The sequence below is a fragment of the Alcanivorax nanhaiticus genome (genome assembly GCF_000756665.1).
Classification (GTDB): Bacteria; Pseudomonadota; Gammaproteobacteria; order Pseudomonadales; family Alcanivoracaceae; genus Alcanivorax; species Alcanivorax nanhaiticus.
Genome location: NZ_ARXV01000013.1, coordinates 45,523 through 61,660, shown reverse-complemented (window position 1 = coordinate 61,660; position 16,138 = coordinate 45,523). Strand labels below are relative to the sequence as shown.

15 protein-coding genes are annotated in these 16,138 nt (G+C 55.9%); 2 read left to right on the top strand and 13 right to left on the bottom strand.

Annotated elements, in window-relative coordinates; genetic code table 11:
- Positions 1-46: 46 nt before the first annotated feature.
- From Y5S_RS14480 to Y5S_RS14465, 4 genes are all read right to left on the bottom strand, one after another.
- Entirely contained in the window at positions 47-1,303 is a 1,257-nt protein-coding gene (locus tag Y5S_RS14480) for a hypothetical protein (RefSeq protein WP_052041625.1), read from the bottom strand.
- A gap of 188 nt (positions 1,304-1,491) precedes the next feature.
- Positions 1,492-2,274 carry a polysaccharide deacetylase family protein gene (locus tag Y5S_RS14475; RefSeq protein WP_065130327.1) on the bottom strand — a complete coding sequence of 261 codons (783 nt, stop codon included), beginning with the start codon at positions 2,272-2,274 and terminating at the stop codon, positions 1,492-1,494.
- Positions 2,267-3,430, bottom strand: coding sequence for a glycosyltransferase (locus Y5S_RS14470; RefSeq protein ID WP_035233942.1), 1,164 nt, complete (start codon positions 3,428-3,430; stop codon positions 2,267-2,269). The genes Y5S_RS14475 and Y5S_RS14470 overlap by 8 nt, the downstream gene beginning before the upstream one ends.
- An 87-nt stretch (positions 3,431-3,517) precedes the next feature.
- A complete protein-coding gene (locus tag Y5S_RS14465) occupies positions 3,518-4,672 on the bottom strand; it encodes a sulfotransferase (protein ID WP_231552706.1) in 1,155 nt (384 codons plus the stop codon).
- A gap of 134 nt (positions 4,673-4,806) precedes the next feature.
- Here Y5S_RS14465 and Y5S_RS14460 point away from each other — a divergent pair, with 134 nt between their 5' ends.
- A complete protein-coding gene (locus Y5S_RS14460) occupies positions 4,807-5,598 on the top strand; it encodes a glycerophosphodiester phosphodiesterase (RefSeq protein WP_231552704.1) in 792 nt (263 codons plus the stop codon).
- On the opposite strand, the gene Y5S_RS14455 is transcribed toward Y5S_RS14460, so the two are convergent.
- Positions 5,574-6,764, bottom strand: a complete 1,191-nt coding sequence (locus Y5S_RS14455) for a patatin-like phospholipase family protein (protein ID WP_052041624.1) — start codon at positions 6,762-6,764, stop codon at positions 5,574-5,576. The genes Y5S_RS14460 and Y5S_RS14455 overlap by 25 nt on opposite strands.
- Positions 6,765-7,139: 375 nt before the next feature.
- On the opposite strand from Y5S_RS14455, the gene Y5S_RS14450 reads away from it, so the two are divergent.
- Positions 7,140-8,237, top strand: coding sequence for a GNAT family N-acetyltransferase/peptidase C39 family protein (locus Y5S_RS14450; protein WP_035233940.1), 1,098 nt, complete (start codon positions 7,140-7,142; stop codon positions 8,235-8,237).
- A 210-nt stretch (positions 8,238-8,447) separates the two neighbouring features.
- Here the strand turns inward: Y5S_RS14450 and nqrM are convergent, their stop codons facing one another.
- The 8 genes from nqrM to Y5S_RS14410 form a co-directional block, all read right to left on the bottom strand.
- On the bottom strand, positions 8,448-8,684 hold the full coding sequence (gene nqrM / locus Y5S_RS14445; protein ID WP_197055157.1) for a (Na+)-NQR maturation NqrM: 237 nt from the start codon (positions 8,682-8,684) through the stop codon (positions 8,448-8,450).
- A gap of 1 nt (position 8,685) precedes the next feature.
- A complete protein-coding gene (locus Y5S_RS14440; protein ID WP_035233939.1) occupies positions 8,686-9,696 on the bottom strand; it encodes an FAD:protein FMN transferase in 1,011 nt (336 codons plus the stop codon).
- 213 nt (positions 9,697-9,909) lie between these two features.
- Positions 9,910-11,139: an NADH:ubiquinone reductase (Na(+)-transporting) subunit F gene (nqrF, locus tag Y5S_RS14435; RefSeq protein WP_035233938.1), complete on the bottom strand. Its 1,230-nt coding sequence runs from the start codon at positions 11,137-11,139 to the stop codon at positions 9,910-9,912.
- 15 nt (positions 11,140-11,154) lie between these two features.
- Positions 11,155-11,775: an NADH:ubiquinone reductase (Na(+)-transporting) subunit E gene (nqrE, locus tag Y5S_RS14430; protein ID WP_035233937.1), complete on the bottom strand. Its 621-nt coding sequence runs from the start codon at positions 11,773-11,775 to the stop codon at positions 11,155-11,157.
- 12 nt (positions 11,776-11,787) lie between these two features.
- A complete protein-coding gene (locus Y5S_RS14425; RefSeq protein ID WP_035233936.1) occupies positions 11,788-12,453 on the bottom strand; it encodes an NADH:ubiquinone reductase (Na(+)-transporting) subunit D in 666 nt (221 codons plus the stop codon).
- Entirely contained in the window at positions 12,453-13,301 is an 849-nt protein-coding gene (locus tag Y5S_RS14420; protein ID WP_035233935.1) for a Na(+)-translocating NADH-quinone reductase subunit C, read from the bottom strand. The genes Y5S_RS14425 and Y5S_RS14420 overlap by 1 nt, the downstream gene beginning before the upstream one ends.
- On the bottom strand, positions 13,301-14,560 hold the full coding sequence (locus tag Y5S_RS14415) for an NADH:ubiquinone reductase (Na(+)-transporting) subunit B (protein ID WP_035233934.1): 1,260 nt from the start codon (positions 14,558-14,560) through the stop codon (positions 13,301-13,303). Before Y5S_RS14415 ends, Y5S_RS14420 begins: the two co-directional genes overlap by 1 nt.
- A gap of 2 nt (positions 14,561-14,562) precedes the next feature.
- Complete coding sequence (locus Y5S_RS14410; protein ID WP_035233933.1) at positions 14,563-15,909, bottom strand: Na(+)-translocating NADH-quinone reductase subunit A; 1,347 nt, start codon at positions 15,907-15,909, stop codon at positions 14,563-14,565.
- Positions 15,910-16,138 lie beyond the last annotated feature (229 nt).

The following is a 16,138-nucleotide window of genomic DNA, read 5'->3' as shown; positions in this document are numbered from 1 at the left end:
CTTTTTAACGCGTGCTGCATGATGCGTGTCACGTGAAGCGGCTGTCTCAATCCGCCATGCTGAACTCGTGCCCCGCTTCCTTGCGCTTCACATACTCGCTGACCAGAAAAGCCGGTTTGAGCACGTTATAGAGATTCTCGTCGGTGGTTACCATGTACTCGCGACGCTCCCGTTCAAACGATCGATAGCTCTTCTTGTAGTTCAGGTAATAATCCTGAATTTCCTTTAGGCGTTTCGCGGCATACATGGAGTCCAGTGCTTCCATAGCGGATTTCGGGTGGATACCGATAGCCGTGTTGAACTCTTCGAAGGCGCGATAAATATCCCTGTTACGATTCACATAGATCAGCGAATTGGCAAACTCATAATGGACAATGGCCAGGTCATCCACCTGGGCAAATGATGCCTCAAATCCGTCCTCTACCCTGCTGAGCCTTGCGCCAAAAGTCAGGCGACCCAGCAGCTTGCCTACGACACGAATAATATTGGCATCTTTTGCAGCCTGCATGGCCAGGGCAACGGGGTGTTCCGGATCAATTTCTACCGCATCATCCAGTGCCCGGCTGACCTTGAACAGATAGTTGTTCATCAGGGCTTCCATGGGCGTCGCTTCCTCAGCCAGACGACCAATGGCAAACGCGTAGCCAATCCTCAGCACCATGTAGTCTTCCCGGAAGGCCGGTTCGTCCTTCATACCCTGGATTTCATCCACATAATCGGCGATCTGGTTGGCCACATCCTGGAGCATTTCCAGTTTCACTTCGCGGCTCTCAGTCAGATAAAGCGCCTGAATGGACTGGGCCAGATACGCAGGTAATTTTCCGTAAGCACCAAGCTGAATCCCATAATCTTTTGCTGCCCGGAAATCACCTCGGAAAAACAAACGCCAGACGTGGAGAATCTGCTGAGACAAAGCCTCATAATCACCATCAAAGTCTGGTCCAAGCTCTTCCTTGAAGACCGGGAAACGCTCAAAACGCAATTTCAGGTATTCAGGTGATGGGTAGGGAACGCTGATTGCACGCGTCAGCTCTTTCCAGCGCAGCTTGAGTTGCTCGGGGGGATAATCGAAGTAGCGAGTTTGAAACGGGACGCTATTCCACTGCCCCTGCACAGCAACCTCATCCACGGCAACCTTCTCAGTCTGCCAACCATCACTCTGCTCAACCGACTTGCGGCTTTCTTCCGCCATGGCACGCAATTCGCTACGGCTATAGTCTTCGTAATCCTTTTCTGCCAAGACTTGAACCGAGGAAAACAACCCGGCAATGGTCAACATGGTAATGCCAATGCGACGCTTCATATCCCTTCCCGTTTTGTTGTTTTGATAGATAGTGACCGGATAGTCAAAATAACGCTTGCGGGCCGAGGAATGAATGTTCGGAAGTATCTCAAAATGACATCATTGACCAACCATCCTCGCAGATGGGTCCTTCCCTTCCCGTGAGGTAAACATCTATAAAGGTTTTATTGTGGAGCTTGCCCGTGGCGCTATCGAGAATGGCCCTGGCGGGAAGAATGGTTCTGCGGGAGAGAAGGGAGCACCGGCAGACCGGCACGGGGCAACTCGTCATAGTCCTCAAAATCACTCACCTGTTGCAGCAGCGTCAGGATTCGGGGTGCCAGCCGGTAACTCAAATCGAAAGGGTGCAGCCCAATCCGCAACGGCAGTCGCTGTGTGCGAGCCCGATGGGTGCTAATGGTGTTGAAGATCTCAAGAAACAGCGCCCTTAGCGGGGTATCCGCCTCAAAACCGACCAAGGGGAGTGATGTCAGGCCCCCTGTCTGGGTGTCCAGCAACCCCGTCAACGTCTCCACATAGCGAAACGGTAATTCAGCGAGCTGTTGCGGTGTCAGGCGGCCCATTGCCCATGCCGGTGGCACGTAGAGCGGTGACACCTCGAGATCATGCTGGCCAAACCAGTCATGACATTCTCTCACCAGCTTGACGATTCCAGCGCCGCTGAAAGACAAATGCTCCGCAACCTGCCGGGACAGCATCATACTATGGAGCTTGTGATAGAGGGTTACCGGTGGCTGACAGCGGTGGAACCATCCATGCCCTGCCAAAGGGTGCCCCGCAGACTGCAAACCTCTCAGCCAGGCCAGATCATCATCGCCCCACTGCCGACCGGGCACCACCAGCAAGGTGACGGTCTTGGCAGGTAATGCCAGACGATCCAGCATGTTGCTGACCTCAAGGCGGGTTTCCGGCATGACATCATGGATGCTTACCAAAGCCCTGAGTGACTTTTCTGCCGAACGTTCATGCATGGTGGCTGCTCAAGCGACGCAACAACGCCAACGTCGGTGAAGGATAAACGGACGCAGCAGGCTTCATGGATGCACAGTGGGCCAGCACACTTCCCCAGTGCTCAATAGCATCATGGTTCATGGCACGGGCCGCCGCTCTCGCGCTCTCCGCTTTGTGCTGGCGTGCCTGGGGCGACAAGCCAGCAAGACGATCCAACGTGGCAGTCAACGACTCGCCTTGCTCCATGATCCACAACCCCTTTGCCAGAGCCGGCCACTCATTGATACCGCAGGCCGGAGTGGTAATCACCAAACGCTGTCGGGCCATGGCCTCCAGTGCCACCGTACCAAAGGCTTCAACGGAAGAAGGCAACACCAACACCTGGCTGCGATCAATCAAGTCCACCACTTGCTCACGAGTACACCAGCCCAGCAGGGTCAAGTTGGCGCAGCGTCCGCAGGCCTCTTCCACCCTGGTACGCAGAGGCCCGTCGCCTGCCACTTCAAATTGCAGGTCCGGGCGGCTTGCCGCCAACTCAAGAAAAGCATCTATGTTCTTTTCCGCGGCCAGCCTGCCCACATAACAGATACGCGAGACGTTGTCCGGCAATGGCACCCTGGGTGTCTGAACGAATTCCCGTGCCAGTGGCGTCCCCACCAACTGTGGATTACGGGCACCGGCAGCGCGTGCCTGTGCAATCATGGACTCACAGATCGTTGCTGCGGTTTCACTACCCTGGAACAGAGTCCGGTTCACCCAATTCAGAAAACCTCCCGCCAACCTGGCCAGACGTTTTCCCCAGTAGAGTTCCACCAGCCGATTGTAATCCGTCTGAAAGGTGACACAGACCGGAATACCCCATTTTTTGGCGATCCAGTAACCGATCATGGAAAAGATCCCGGGCCCGGGAATCACAATCACATGGGGTTTCATTTCCCATACCAGCGCACTGAGTTCCCGCACCTTGGGAAAGAATAGTCGCTGAGTCGGGTCACCGGGAATGGGCATGGACATGCCCTGGCAGGGATGAGGGTCAGTGAGACATGGCTGCACCAGTTCAACCCGTTCCACTTTATCTTCCAGATGCGAGACAAGATCCTGGAAATAGGCACCGACGCCATTTCGGCCCTTGATCGCATCCACCACAAACAATACTCGAAGCGTTTTGGTATCCATAGGCGCGAGTATTGCGCCCCTGGATGTCTGAAATGTGACACCCCCTACCAAGGTGCGGGGAAATTTGCGACAGAATGTAACCAACCCTCAACGAGACACCTGCTCAGGGCGGGGAAACCCAAAACGTTCATACACCCAGCCAAAGGTCTCATTCAGCGTTGCAGTGTCGACCCCAAGTGTCGCCAGGGAATACGCATGGCCGCTTTGGTATTGGCGAGCCTTGCGGTCTTGCACTGCCAGCCGTGCACGAAACTCCTCCCCTGCTTCCCAGCCAAAATGCGCATAGAATTCCAGTACCGTACTCCCAGGTTCAGTGGCCAGTTTTTCCATGACGGACAGTGCCTGCCGATCCGTTTCCATACTCGCCAAGGCAGTCAGCAGGTGTCGGTAGTAGTAATCCAGCATGGCAACAAATCCCTCACGCCAGTAGCCTGTCGTGTCCCTGCCATCAAATATCCGTGCTCCGATCAGTATGGAATTGATTTGTGAAGGGACGGACTGATTCGGGTTTCTTACACAGCCAATAAACCGGGCATCCGGGAACGCCGCCGATAGTGTCTCCAGCCAGGGGGTAAACGACGGGTTCTTGGAAAGCAGCTGCTTGTGTTCACCGTGAAAGTAAAGGTGCCGTTGCACAAACCGGCGATATGCCTTCATCAACCTGGCTTTCTCCTTCTCGCTGCCATCGCGATCCAGAAACGTCAGCCGCCACAATGCCGGTACGGGCACCACCAGCACCAACAGGAAGCACCCCCACACCGGAATCAGCCCAAGGTAATCTTCCTCTGGATCGAGTAGCCCGGTCTTATGCACGCCATCCAGTCCACCTAGTAATCGCCGTTCGCACCACAGCAGCAAGCGCCCCATGGGACGCCCTGCGCGTCTGTCCAGTTTTGCCAGCATCGTCCAGAAATAACGCTGGGTGATTGACGGGGCAAACAACAGCTCCCAAAGGGCAGTGGTGGTGAAACGGTCATCCAGCGCTAACAAACGGTGCAGGAAAGTGGTACCACTGCGCGGCACCCCCACTACGAACAGCGGCTCGCGAACCGTCACCCTGCGAAAATCGGGAAACAGCACATGATCCAGCAACAGACCAATCCCGTTAATTGACTGCACCAGCAGGAACAACGGCCAGAAAAGCGCCATCAGCAGTAGCCGCTGCAGCGACACCCCCGATGTGGAGCCCTGATAATCAGGAAACCAGCTCTTCAAAAAAAACTGCCCATAGCGTGCCAGCATGCTCAAACCCATCTCCTCAATGCCCGGTTACGGGATGACAATCAGGTTACCGTGACCACAAGTCATAAAAATGACACCTTCCCTCTTGCCTGAAGGTCACAGCGCTGTCATCTTTCTCGCCAAGAATAACCAGTATGAATATTGCGATGACCCAGCCCATTTCAGTCAGCCATTCCCCAGCTCTGGTCGGCCACCGTGGCGCCCGCGGTGAAGCACCAGAGAACACTCTGGCCAGCTTTCAGGTCGCGATAGAGGCTGGTGTTACCGAGATGGAGCTGGATGTGCGGCTGTCCTCTGATGGGCAGCTGATCGTGCTGCACGACAGCGATATCACCCGCACCACAGGCATGAAAGGCAATGCCCGTCAGTACACACGAGCACAACTGGGCGTAATGGATGCCCGTCGCAACACGCCTGGCTGGCACAGTCCTACCGGTATTCCATCCTTGCAGGAAGTGGTGGATCTGTGCGGCCCGGACATGCGCTTTCAGTTCGAAGTCAAAGGCGCTGATCGGATCGTACTGCACCAACTGGCACATCACCTCACGCACATGATCCATGAGCAACAGCTGCAATCACGAGTGGTGGTGACTTCAAGCCACACCGGTTTTCTGCGCATGATGGGCACCATGGCTCCAGATATAGAGCGTGGTTATGTCTGCCAGTATCGCTACTTGCAACCCACACGAAGAGCCCAAGGGCTGGGCTGCAACTGGCTGATCGGACACTATTCGTTGATTACCCCGTCATTGATGCGCAGAGCACGTAAACGGGGGCTTAAGGTTTCAGTCTGGACGGTGAATGACCTGACTGAAGCAGACCGTCTTACCCGGCTGGGCGTCGACAGCATCATTACCGACTACCCCACCAGCTTCGTCAGCCACTTCCGACGCAAGCATCGCTATGAGGCCTCAACGCCCTCCTGATCGTTTTCTTTTTCCACGTCCAGCAGCGAATCGTGGCTGAAGAAGGCTTCAATTTCCTGCTTGCGCCCCATGGCATCCTTGTAGCCCATCTCGATCAGCGCACGGGTAAAGCCCGGCTCAAACAACAAATAGCTCATGGCGCTCGCACCAGGCGAACGCGTGGCTCCAGAGCCGCGCAGGAAAAAACGCAGAGTGCGAGGGAGCTCCTTGAGATGCTCGGCTGCGATTTCATCAATGGGGCGTGACGGGTAGATTTTCAGCACATCGACCTCCCGCAGGGTAATTCCATGCTTGCGCCGTGCCCGCTCGCCCAATGCCGCCAGGGTATGGTTGATCCGCTCCAGGCGCTCAACATCCCCTTCCAGGGTATCCACAAAAACACTATTGAGCACATGCCCCAACACCTGAGCCATGGAAGGATAACCACTCAGCACACGCTGCCGGCCGGCACTGACGTTGCCAGACACCCCGATCACCAACAGGCGCGACGCGCCGAGATGCACCGCAGGGCTTAATGGTGCCAACTGCCGCAAGGCACCATCGCCATAGTAACCACCATCCACCTTGCCAGCAGGAAACAGGATAGGGATGGCAGCTGAAGCCAAAAGATGCTCTACCCCGATGATGGATCGTTTTCCCTTTCTGCGGGCACGAACCCAATCCGCCAAGTCCCGGTCTCCCTGGAAAAAGCTTTCTGATTCACCGGTAGCATAGTTGGAAGCGGTAATCGACAAGGCGCGCAGGTGGCCCAGATCAATATTTTGCTGGATACGCTGAAAGTTCACGACCAGCGTCAACAGTCGCTGTAATGGCAGGTTATCCAGCAGCGCACTGCGCTCAGGCGTGCGCCCGGTCGTGAACCCGGAAAAGAGCCAGCGGACAATCCCTCTCAGACACGCATAGAGGTCCGTGCGATAAACCTGTTCAGCTGTCAGGTTGGACCAGACTCGCTCCAGACCACGCACCGCAGTGCGGTAATTACCCGCGTTCGCCGCCAGAGCCGCCGCGTTGATCGCACCAGCAGATGTTCCGCAGATAATGGGAAACGGGTTTGGGGTTCCTCGATCCAGCAACTCTGCAATCGCCGACAGCACTCCCACCTGATAGGCCCCACGCGCCCCACCACCCGAAAGCACCAACCCCCTGACCGGATCCTGTTGCGGCATTACGTCCCTCCTTGATGATGAGTTCAGTATGCCGTGGGGAAACGTTCGCCGCCACAGTCAGGTAAAAACGCTCGGTCTCGCAGATGCAAGTTACAACGCGGATTAAAGTCCTCAGTGACTGCCATGCCGTGCCCGCGCTCACAACATATTTCACACCGTAGCATCGTTCAGATACTCTGCAGGCACCCTTCCTGTTCATGGCAACATGGCTTCCATCCACAAATTCTCGCAAAGTCTAGGCGCAGGCATGGGCTAACAACCCCCGGAACCTCCGCCGCGTTGTAACTTGAAACTTGTCTCTTGCAACTCAAACATTCCGCTAGCCCACCATACTGCTGGTGCCTTATGCTGGGCTACTCTCAAGGAACAAGGACCATGTGCTCCGTCACCCTCCGCCCCGCCCTCCCCGCCGATCTGGATGCGCTCAGCGCATTGGAGCAACGTTGTTTCGATTCAGACCGGTTATCACGCCGCAGCTTCAAGAAATGGATCAAACGTCAGCATGACGGTCTCATCGTGGCGGAGACCCCGGAGCGGGAACTGGCCGGCTATGCGCTGGTGCTACTACAACCCGGCACCCGTCTGGCGCGCCTGTATTCCATCGCCGTGGACCCTTCCCGACGCGGCCAGAAACTGGGAGAACAGTTGATGGATGCCGCTGAAGACTATGCTCATGAGGAACGTCGCCTGTACCTTCGGCTGGAAGTGCGCAAGGACAACGCCGGGGCTATTGCGCTCTACGAAAAGCGAGGCTACCGCTTATTCGGCCTGACTCCGGACTACTACGAAGACCACGAAGATGCCCTGCGCTATCAGAAAAGACTGCATTACCAACCCGCGGATGCAGCTCGCCTGCATCTTCCCTGGGTGCAACAGAGCACCCCTTTCACCTGCGGCCCAGCCTGTTTGCTAATGGCGCTCGCCGCCCTGAAAAAACAAACACCGAACACGACCGAGGAATTACTGTTGTGGCGCGAAGCCACCACCATTTTCATGACCGCTGGCCATGGTGGCTGTCACCCCATGGGCCTGGCTATCGCCGCCAAACAGCGAGGCCTGAGTGCAGCAGTCTGGAGTAATCAGAAAGGTGCCCTGTTTGTCGATTCCGTACGTGATCCTGACAAGAAAGCCGTGATCTGTGCTCTTCACGAGCACTTTGTCAAAACCTGCAGACAGGAAAGCATTGCGGTCCACTATCAGGACTTCACCGCTACGGACTTGGACCGTGCTATCAGTAACGGCAAAATCGTACTGGTACTGATCAGCACCTGGCGACTTGATGGACGCAAGGCGCCACACTGGGTAGCCATTAGCGGCAGCGACGAAGAGTGTTTTTACATCCACGACCCTGACCCTGGTGAAGATCAGGCCCCCCTTGATTGCCAACACGTTCCCATTACCCGGGAGAAATTCGAGCAGATGCGTAAATACGGCCAGGCCAAGCTGCGCACGGCGGTGGTGCTCGGGGCATAGCACCATTCAGCGGCGCCAGGCATTCCAGAAAAAATGTCGTCCTATCCAGCAAGGTCAGCGAGTTTCGAAGAGCAAACCCGAAGTCCCGAGAGGTATCAAAGATTTTGCCTTTCGAAACTCGCACCTCGAAACTCGCCACTCCGCTGTCAGTCAACAACACCCACAAAAAAACCCGCTCAAGGCGGGCTTTTTTTGGCAAGGCGCTGAGCCTCACATCTTCATTACATCTTTACCCAGCGCGGCCGCTTTTTCGCTATTCACCTTCTTGGTGTTCTCTTCACATTTTCCACGGTCACCGCCACAGATTTCACAGCCCTCTTTCAGTCCGAGGTTTGCCAAGCCACCACAGGAGCCCTGCAGCGGTTTATTGGACAGGATCACGCCGATTGCCATGCCAGCGAAGAGCAGACCCAGAAAAATCACCGCCGCCATAATCGTCATCAACATGTCATTTCTCCTGCAAAATTGCGTCGAAGGCGGGAGTAGATATCTCCTTTACGCCCTCATCTGTTCTGACAATGAAAAATACGGCCAGTTCATGGGCCTTCGCAAAGTCCATACCCTCTTTCGGCCCCAACACACTCATCGCAGTGGCCAGGCCATCCGCCATCATTGCACTTTTATGCAGTACTGAAACGGACGCGAGAGCATGATCGACCGGATACCCGGTACGCGGGTCAATGGTATGGGAGAACAGTTTACCATCTACCTCGAAGAAATTCCGGTAATCGCCGCTGGTGGCCACTGCCATATCCTTGAGAGCCACCACCTGCTCGACCTCACGAACGCCCGGAATCGGGCGCTCAACGGCGATACGCCAGGGTTTACCGTAAGGCTTGGTTCCACGGGCACGCAGTTCACCGCCCACCTCTACCAACCAGGAACTCAAACCATGCTTGTCCATCAAACCCGCCACCTTGTCCACCGCAAACCCCTTGGCAATGGAAGACAGGTCCACATAAACCTCTCCAGGCTGGAGTAATTGTTGATCACTCAACAGCAACGCCTGCCAGCCCACCCGGCTTCTGGCGGCGTCTATATCCAACGCAAGGGGAGCTTCAAACCGATCCGGTTCCGGACCAAATCCCCACAGGTTCACCAGCGGGCCCACGGTGACATCGTAGGCCCCATCCGTCATCTCGGAAATGCGGAACGCCGCCTTGATGACCGTCAAGGCATCCTCGGGCAATTCAACCAGGGTTCCAGCGGGCGCCTGATTGAACTGACTGAGAATGGAATCTGGCCGATAGGTGCTCATCTCGGCATTCACCTGCTCCAGCGACGCTTCGATGTCCGCCTTCAACGCCTCAACACTTTCATCTGGAGTACCAGTGAACTTTACGCTCCAGGTGGTACCCATGGTCGGGCCACTAAGCACGGACAAGCGATTCTTGCTGTCATCGCAGGCGCTCAACAGCAGGGTCAGGGAAAGCACCAGCAGGGAAAGGATGCGGGTCATGGTTCAGTACCGGTGATTAAACACAGAGGTGCAAGTTTCAAGTTGCAAGTTTCAACGCGGAAGAGGCATCCGTTTTTGATACTCCGTACCCGCGACAACCTGTTATCGCGGGCAGAGACTTGCCGAACAGGGTCTCTCGTACGCGTTGCAACTTGTCACTTGTAACTTGTCACTCAAAAACAAAAACGCCGGCCCGAGGGCCGGCGTTCAGGATCAGCCGCCGAAATCATCCAGCAGGATGTTTTCAGGCTCAACGCCAAGGTCCTCAAGCATCTTGATGACCGACGCATTCATCATCGGCGGTCCACACATGTAGAACTCGCAATCTTCAGGGGCCGGATGGTCCTTGAGGTACTGCTCGTACAGCACGTTGTGGATGAAACCGGTGAGACCAGTCCAGTTATCTTCCGGTTGCGGATCTGACAATGCCAGATGCCACTCGAAGTTATCATTCTCTTCGGCCAGCTGGTCGTATTCTTCGGTGTAGAAACACTCGCGAACACTACGCGCACCGTACCAGAAGCTCATCTTGCGATCAGAGTTGAGACGCTTGAGCTGATCGAAGATGTGGCTGCGCATGGGAGCCATACCGGCGCCGCCACCGATGAACACCATCTCCGCATCGGTCTTCTTGGCGAAGAACTCACCGAAGGGCCCGAATACAGTGATCTTGTCACCCGGCTTCAGGTTGAACACATAGGAGCTCATAATACCAGGCTGGATACCCTGAGAACCCGGGGGCGGTGTGGCAATCCGGATGTTGAACTTGAGAATGCCCTTCTCTTCCGGATAGTTGGCCATGGAGTAGGCACGGATTACGGTTTCAGTATTCTTCGTTTTCAGGTCGAAGAACTTGAAACGCTCCCAGTCACCACGGTACTCGTCGGCAATATCAAAGTTGGAAAAGTTGATATCGAACGGCGGCGCTTCCAGCTGAACGTAACCACCCGCGCGGAAGTCTACGTTCTCACCTTCCGGCAGCTTCAGGGTCAGTTCCTTGATGAAAGTGGCCACATTGTCATTGGAGACAACCTCACACTCCCACTTCTTCACCCCGAAGAATTCTTCCGGCACCTGAATCTTCATGTCCTGCTTCACGTTGACCTGGCAGCTCAGGCGCCAGCCATCGCGAATTTCACCCTTGGTGAAGTGGCCTTCTTCGGTGGGCAGGATATCGCCGCCACCGTCCAGCACCTGACAGCGACACTGCGCACAGGTACCGCCACCACCACAGGCAGAAGACAAGAAGATGCCCTGATCAGCCAGGGTACCCAGCAGCTTGCCGCCAGCCGGAGCGTCAATGCCCTTGTCCGCCTCACCGTTGATATCGATGTGTACATCACCGGTGCTAACCAGGCGGGAACGTGCAGTCAGAATCACCGCCACCAGCGCCAGCACGATGGCAGTGAACATGACCACACTGAGAATAATCTCGATACTCATGATTCCACTCTCCCCTTACAGCTGCACGCCGGAAAATGACATAAAGCCCAGCGACATCAGACCTACAGTAATGAAGGTGATGCCCAACCCTTTCAGGCCGTCCGGTACATCGCTGTACTTGAGCTTTTCACGGATACCCGCCAGCAGCGTAATCGCCAGTGCCCAGCCAGTACCGGCACCCAGGCCATACACAACCGATTCACCAAAGTTGTAATCACGTTCCACCATGAACAGGGAAGCCCCCATGATGGCGCAGTTTACGGTGATCAACGGCAGGAAGATGCCCAGCGCGTTGTAGAGGCTCGGGACATACTTGTCCAGGGTCATTTCCAGGATCTGAACCAGTGCGGCGATCACACCGATATAGCTCAGCAGACCCAGGAAACGCAGATCCAGCTTGGCCAGCTCAGGAATGCCGGTCCAAGACAGAGCGCCTTCGTTGAGCAGGTAGGTCAGCAGCAGATTGTTGACCGGTACCGTAATGGTCAACACCACCACTACCGCCACGCCCAAACCAATTGCAGTAGAAATCTTCTTGGATACGGCGATAAACGTACACATACCCAGGAAGAAGGCCAGCGCCATGTTTTCAACAAAGACGGCGCGGACGAACAGGCTTAGATAATGTTCAAACATTCCTCGTCTCCGTTAAAACGCGTCGCTGACACGGGTGTTGGGCTTCATCTTGAAGTCGTCGGCTTCCACCTGGGCCGGTTTCCAGGCACGAATAGCCCAGATAAACAGACCAATCAGGAAGAAGGCACTCGGCGGCAACAGCATCATGCCGTTGGTGAGGTACCAGCCACCGTCGGACACCTTGGGAAGAATCTGGTGACCAAACAGGCTGCCTGCACCCAGCAGTTCGCGGGTGAAGCCCAGGCCCAGCAGGATCACGGAGTAACCCAGGCCGTTACCGATACCATCGATGAAAGACGGCAGTGGCGGGTTCTTCATGGCGAAGGCTTCGGCACGGCCCATCACAATACAGTTGGTGATGATCAGCCCCACAAACACCGACAGCTGCTTGGAGATGCTGTAGGCATAGGCTTTCAGGAACTGGTCTACCACGATTACCAGCGAGGCAATAATGGTCATCTGTACGATGATACGGATGCTGGACGGAATGCTGTTACGGATGGAGCTCACGAACAGATTCGAGAACGCCGTTACCGCGGTCAGCGCGATACACATGGTAACCGTGGTGCTCAGGTTACTGGTCACCGCCAACGCAGAACAGATACCCAGGATCTGCAGCGCGATGGGGTTATTGTCGAAAATCGGACCTAACAGAATGTCCTTGGTTTTCTCCGCCATTACGCGTCTCCTTCCGGCTGCTCGCTGGATTCCACAGTCTCACTGACGGCAGCTGCTTCACTGCTTTCTTCAGTGACATTGGTCGCTTGCTGCATGCGCTCCAGGTAGGGACCAAAACCATTCTCGCCAACCCAGAACCGCAGCAGGTTATTCACCCCGTTGCTGGTCAGGGTCGCGCCGGCCAGTCCATCCACCTTGTGTTCCGCATTCGGGGTGCTGGACTCCACGGTGCCTTTTACCACCTGGATTTCCACCTCACCGTTTTCGCCGAACAGTTTTTTGCCATGCCACAGTGCTTTCCATTTGGGGTTATCCACTTCGCCACCCAGACCCGGGGTCTCGGCGTGCTCGTAGAAACCGAGGCCAGCGACAGTGTTGGCATCCGGCTCAAGTGCCAGGAAACCGTACAGTGTGGACCACAGGCCATAACCGTGAACCGGCAGAATGATGCGGCTCAGTTCACCGTTGTCACCCTTGGCGAGGTAAACCTCAGCCACCTTGGCCTGGCTCTTGATGGAAGCCTTGTCCACGTCGCCACTGAGACGCACAGATTGCTTGGGATCCTTGGCAGCCTTGCGCTGGTCATAGGATTCCGGCATATCGACGTAGTCACCGGTGTCGATATCGACAAACTTGCGCTCGATAGTCGCAAACTGCTCGTTCACATCCACACCGGCCTGATACATGCCTGCGGCCTGCAGGATGTTCATGCGCTTGTCGATCAGTTTGTTTTCGTTCTGAACCGGGCGCAGGCTCACCGCAGCGGTGGCAACCACCACACCGCAGACCACACACACCAGGAAGGCGACCAGCAGTGTTTTGCCGACCGTTTCATTCTTTCCAGCCATTACGCTACTCCCCCGGTACGACGCAGACGACGACGAATGTTTGCCTGAGTGACAAAGTAGTCAATCAACGGCGCACACAGGTTACCGAACAGGATTGCCAGCATGATGCCTTCCGGGAACGCCGGGTTGATCACCCGGATCAGGACAGTCATCACACCAATCAGGGCACCGAAGATGTACTTGCCGGTGTTGGTCATGGACGCAGACACCGGATCGGTTGCCATGAAGATCATGCCGAAGGCGAAACCGCCCACGGTCAGGTGCCAGTACCACGGCATGTCGAACATGAAATTGGTATCAGAACCCACGGCATTGAAGATGGCAGACATGCCCACCATGCCCAGGAACACACCCAGCACAATGCGCCAGGATGCGATCTTGGTCAGCAGCAGAGCCGCGCCGCCAATCAGAATTGCCAGAGTAGACGTTTCACCAATGCTGCCCTGGATGTTACCCAGGAAGGTGTTCATCCATGCCAGACTGGCAGTGGCAGCAGCCGCGCCTTCGTTGAGGGCATTGGCCGTCAGGTCTGCGGCATAGTTCAGGTGACCGGATGCCGCCAGTGACAGCGAGGTCGCGCCGGAGAAGTTGTCCACCGCAGTCCAGACTGCATCACCAGACATCTGGGCCGGGTAAGCGAAATACAGGAATGCACGACCAACCAGCGCCGGGTTAAGGAAGTTCTTGCCGGTACCGCCAAACACTTCCTTGCCGATGACGACACCGAAGGAAATGCCCAGGAATACCTGCCACAGCGGAATCGCCGGAGGCAGAATCAGGGTGAACAGGATGCCCGTCACGAAGAAACCTTCATTCACTTCGTGACCACGTTTCCAAGCAAACAGCCCTTCCCAGATGAAACCACCGATGTAAACGGTGAGCAGGATCGGGATGTAGTACACCGCACCGTGCAGGAAGTTCGCCAACATGCTGTTGGGATCAAACCCGGTAAGGGCCATCACCAGATCACTGCGCCAGCCTGCAATAGGGCTTGCACCCAGTTCGGCGATTTGCATGTTGGCCTGGTAACCGGTGTTCCACAGACCAAACAGGATGGCCGGGAAGGTACAGAACCACACCGTCATCATGATGCGCTTCAGATCGAGACCGTCACGTACATGGGCGCCGGACCGGGTTACGGAATCCGGGCTGTACAGCATGGTGTCGAACATTTCATAGAAGGTGTAGTACTTCTCGTACTTGCCGCCTTCGTGGAAATGCGGAGCGATCTTCTTGTCCAGATAACTTCTCAAACCCATGCTCAGCCCTCCGCTTCAATGGTGGTGAGGTTGTCGCGCAGGATCGGACCGTATTCATACTTGCCCGGGCACACGAAGGTGCACAGGGCCAGGTCTTCTTCCAGCAGCTCCAGAGCGCCCAAAGCCGTTGCACTGTCAGTATCCCCAACGATCAGGGCACGCAGCAGCTGGGTGGGCAGAATGTCCAGCGGCATCACTTCTTCATAAGCCCCTACCGGCACCATGGCTCGCTCGGAACCGTTGGTGGTGGTAGTAAAGTTGAAGCGCTTGCTTGGCATCAGCTTGGACAGGTAGATGTTCATCAGTGAGAAGCGGTTAACGCCGGGGGAAATGTAACCCAGCAGTTCACGCTCGTGCCCTTCACGAAGAGCGGTCACTTGATTCGCGGTGCGGTTCAGCCACGCCAGAGGACCACGGGCATTGTGGCCGCTCAGTGCAGAGCCGGACACCAGACGATTGTCACCGCTTTTCAGCTCACCTTGGGCAAAATCCTCAACGCTGGCACCGACACGGGTACGCAGCAGACGCGGCGTCTTGGCCTGGGGGCCACACAGGGCAACCACACGCTCGCTGGAAATTTTACCGTTAGTAAACAGGTTGCCGATGGCAATCACGTCCTGGTAGCCCACAGACCATACGGTCTTGTTCATGCTGACCGGGTCCAGGAAATGGATCTGGGTACCCACGTTGCCGGCCGGATGCTTACCCGCGAAGGTTTCTTCGCGCACCTGACCGCCAGCGAAACTGGGCAGATCGGTCTTGGGACCACGGCCAACCCATACCGGACCGTCAGTAAGGCGGCTCAGTACCGTCAGGCCAGCACGGAACGCCTGCTCGTTTTCCTTGATCACCACAGCCGGCTCCATGGCCAGCGGATTGGTATCGAGGATGGAAACGAAAATAGAGTTCGGGGTGGAATCCAGTGCCGGCACCTTGCCAAAAGGACGAGTACGCAGCAGAGTCCACTCACCGGAATCCACCAACTGCTGCTGAACGGCAGCCCGGTCCAGACCGGATAGCTGATCAGCGCTGTAGGAGGCAAAGGTGACTTCATCTTCCTGCTCGGCCACTTCAATCACGACAGATTGAAGTACGCGCTTGTGACCGCGATTAACCGCGATCACCTTGCCAGCCGCAGGAGCGGTGTATTTCACACCCTCGGTTTTCTTGTCTGTGAAGAGCAACTGGCCTTTTTTGACCACGTCGCCTTCGCGGACTTCCATAGTGGGCTTCATACCCACATAGTCACCGCCGAGCACGGCAACAGAACGAACCTGGTGACCTTCCTCAATCTGCTGGCGCGGTGCACCAGTGATGGGCAGGTCCAAGCCCTTCCTGACTTTAATCATAGTTACTCGCCCACGTTGCGTGTTGCTGAAGTCGAGGCAAATCTCCAGAAATCACCCTGAAAACGGGCAATTACCGGGGATTCACGCAAAATCCGGAATTTGCACTTGGGAGCCAGCCAGAGCTGGCGGCGCATATTATAAAGACGCGCCACCCCGTTCGCCAGAGGCTTGGAGGCCGACTTTTGTCGCATCGCACCATGTTTGCGCATTATAGGCGCACTTTTTTGGC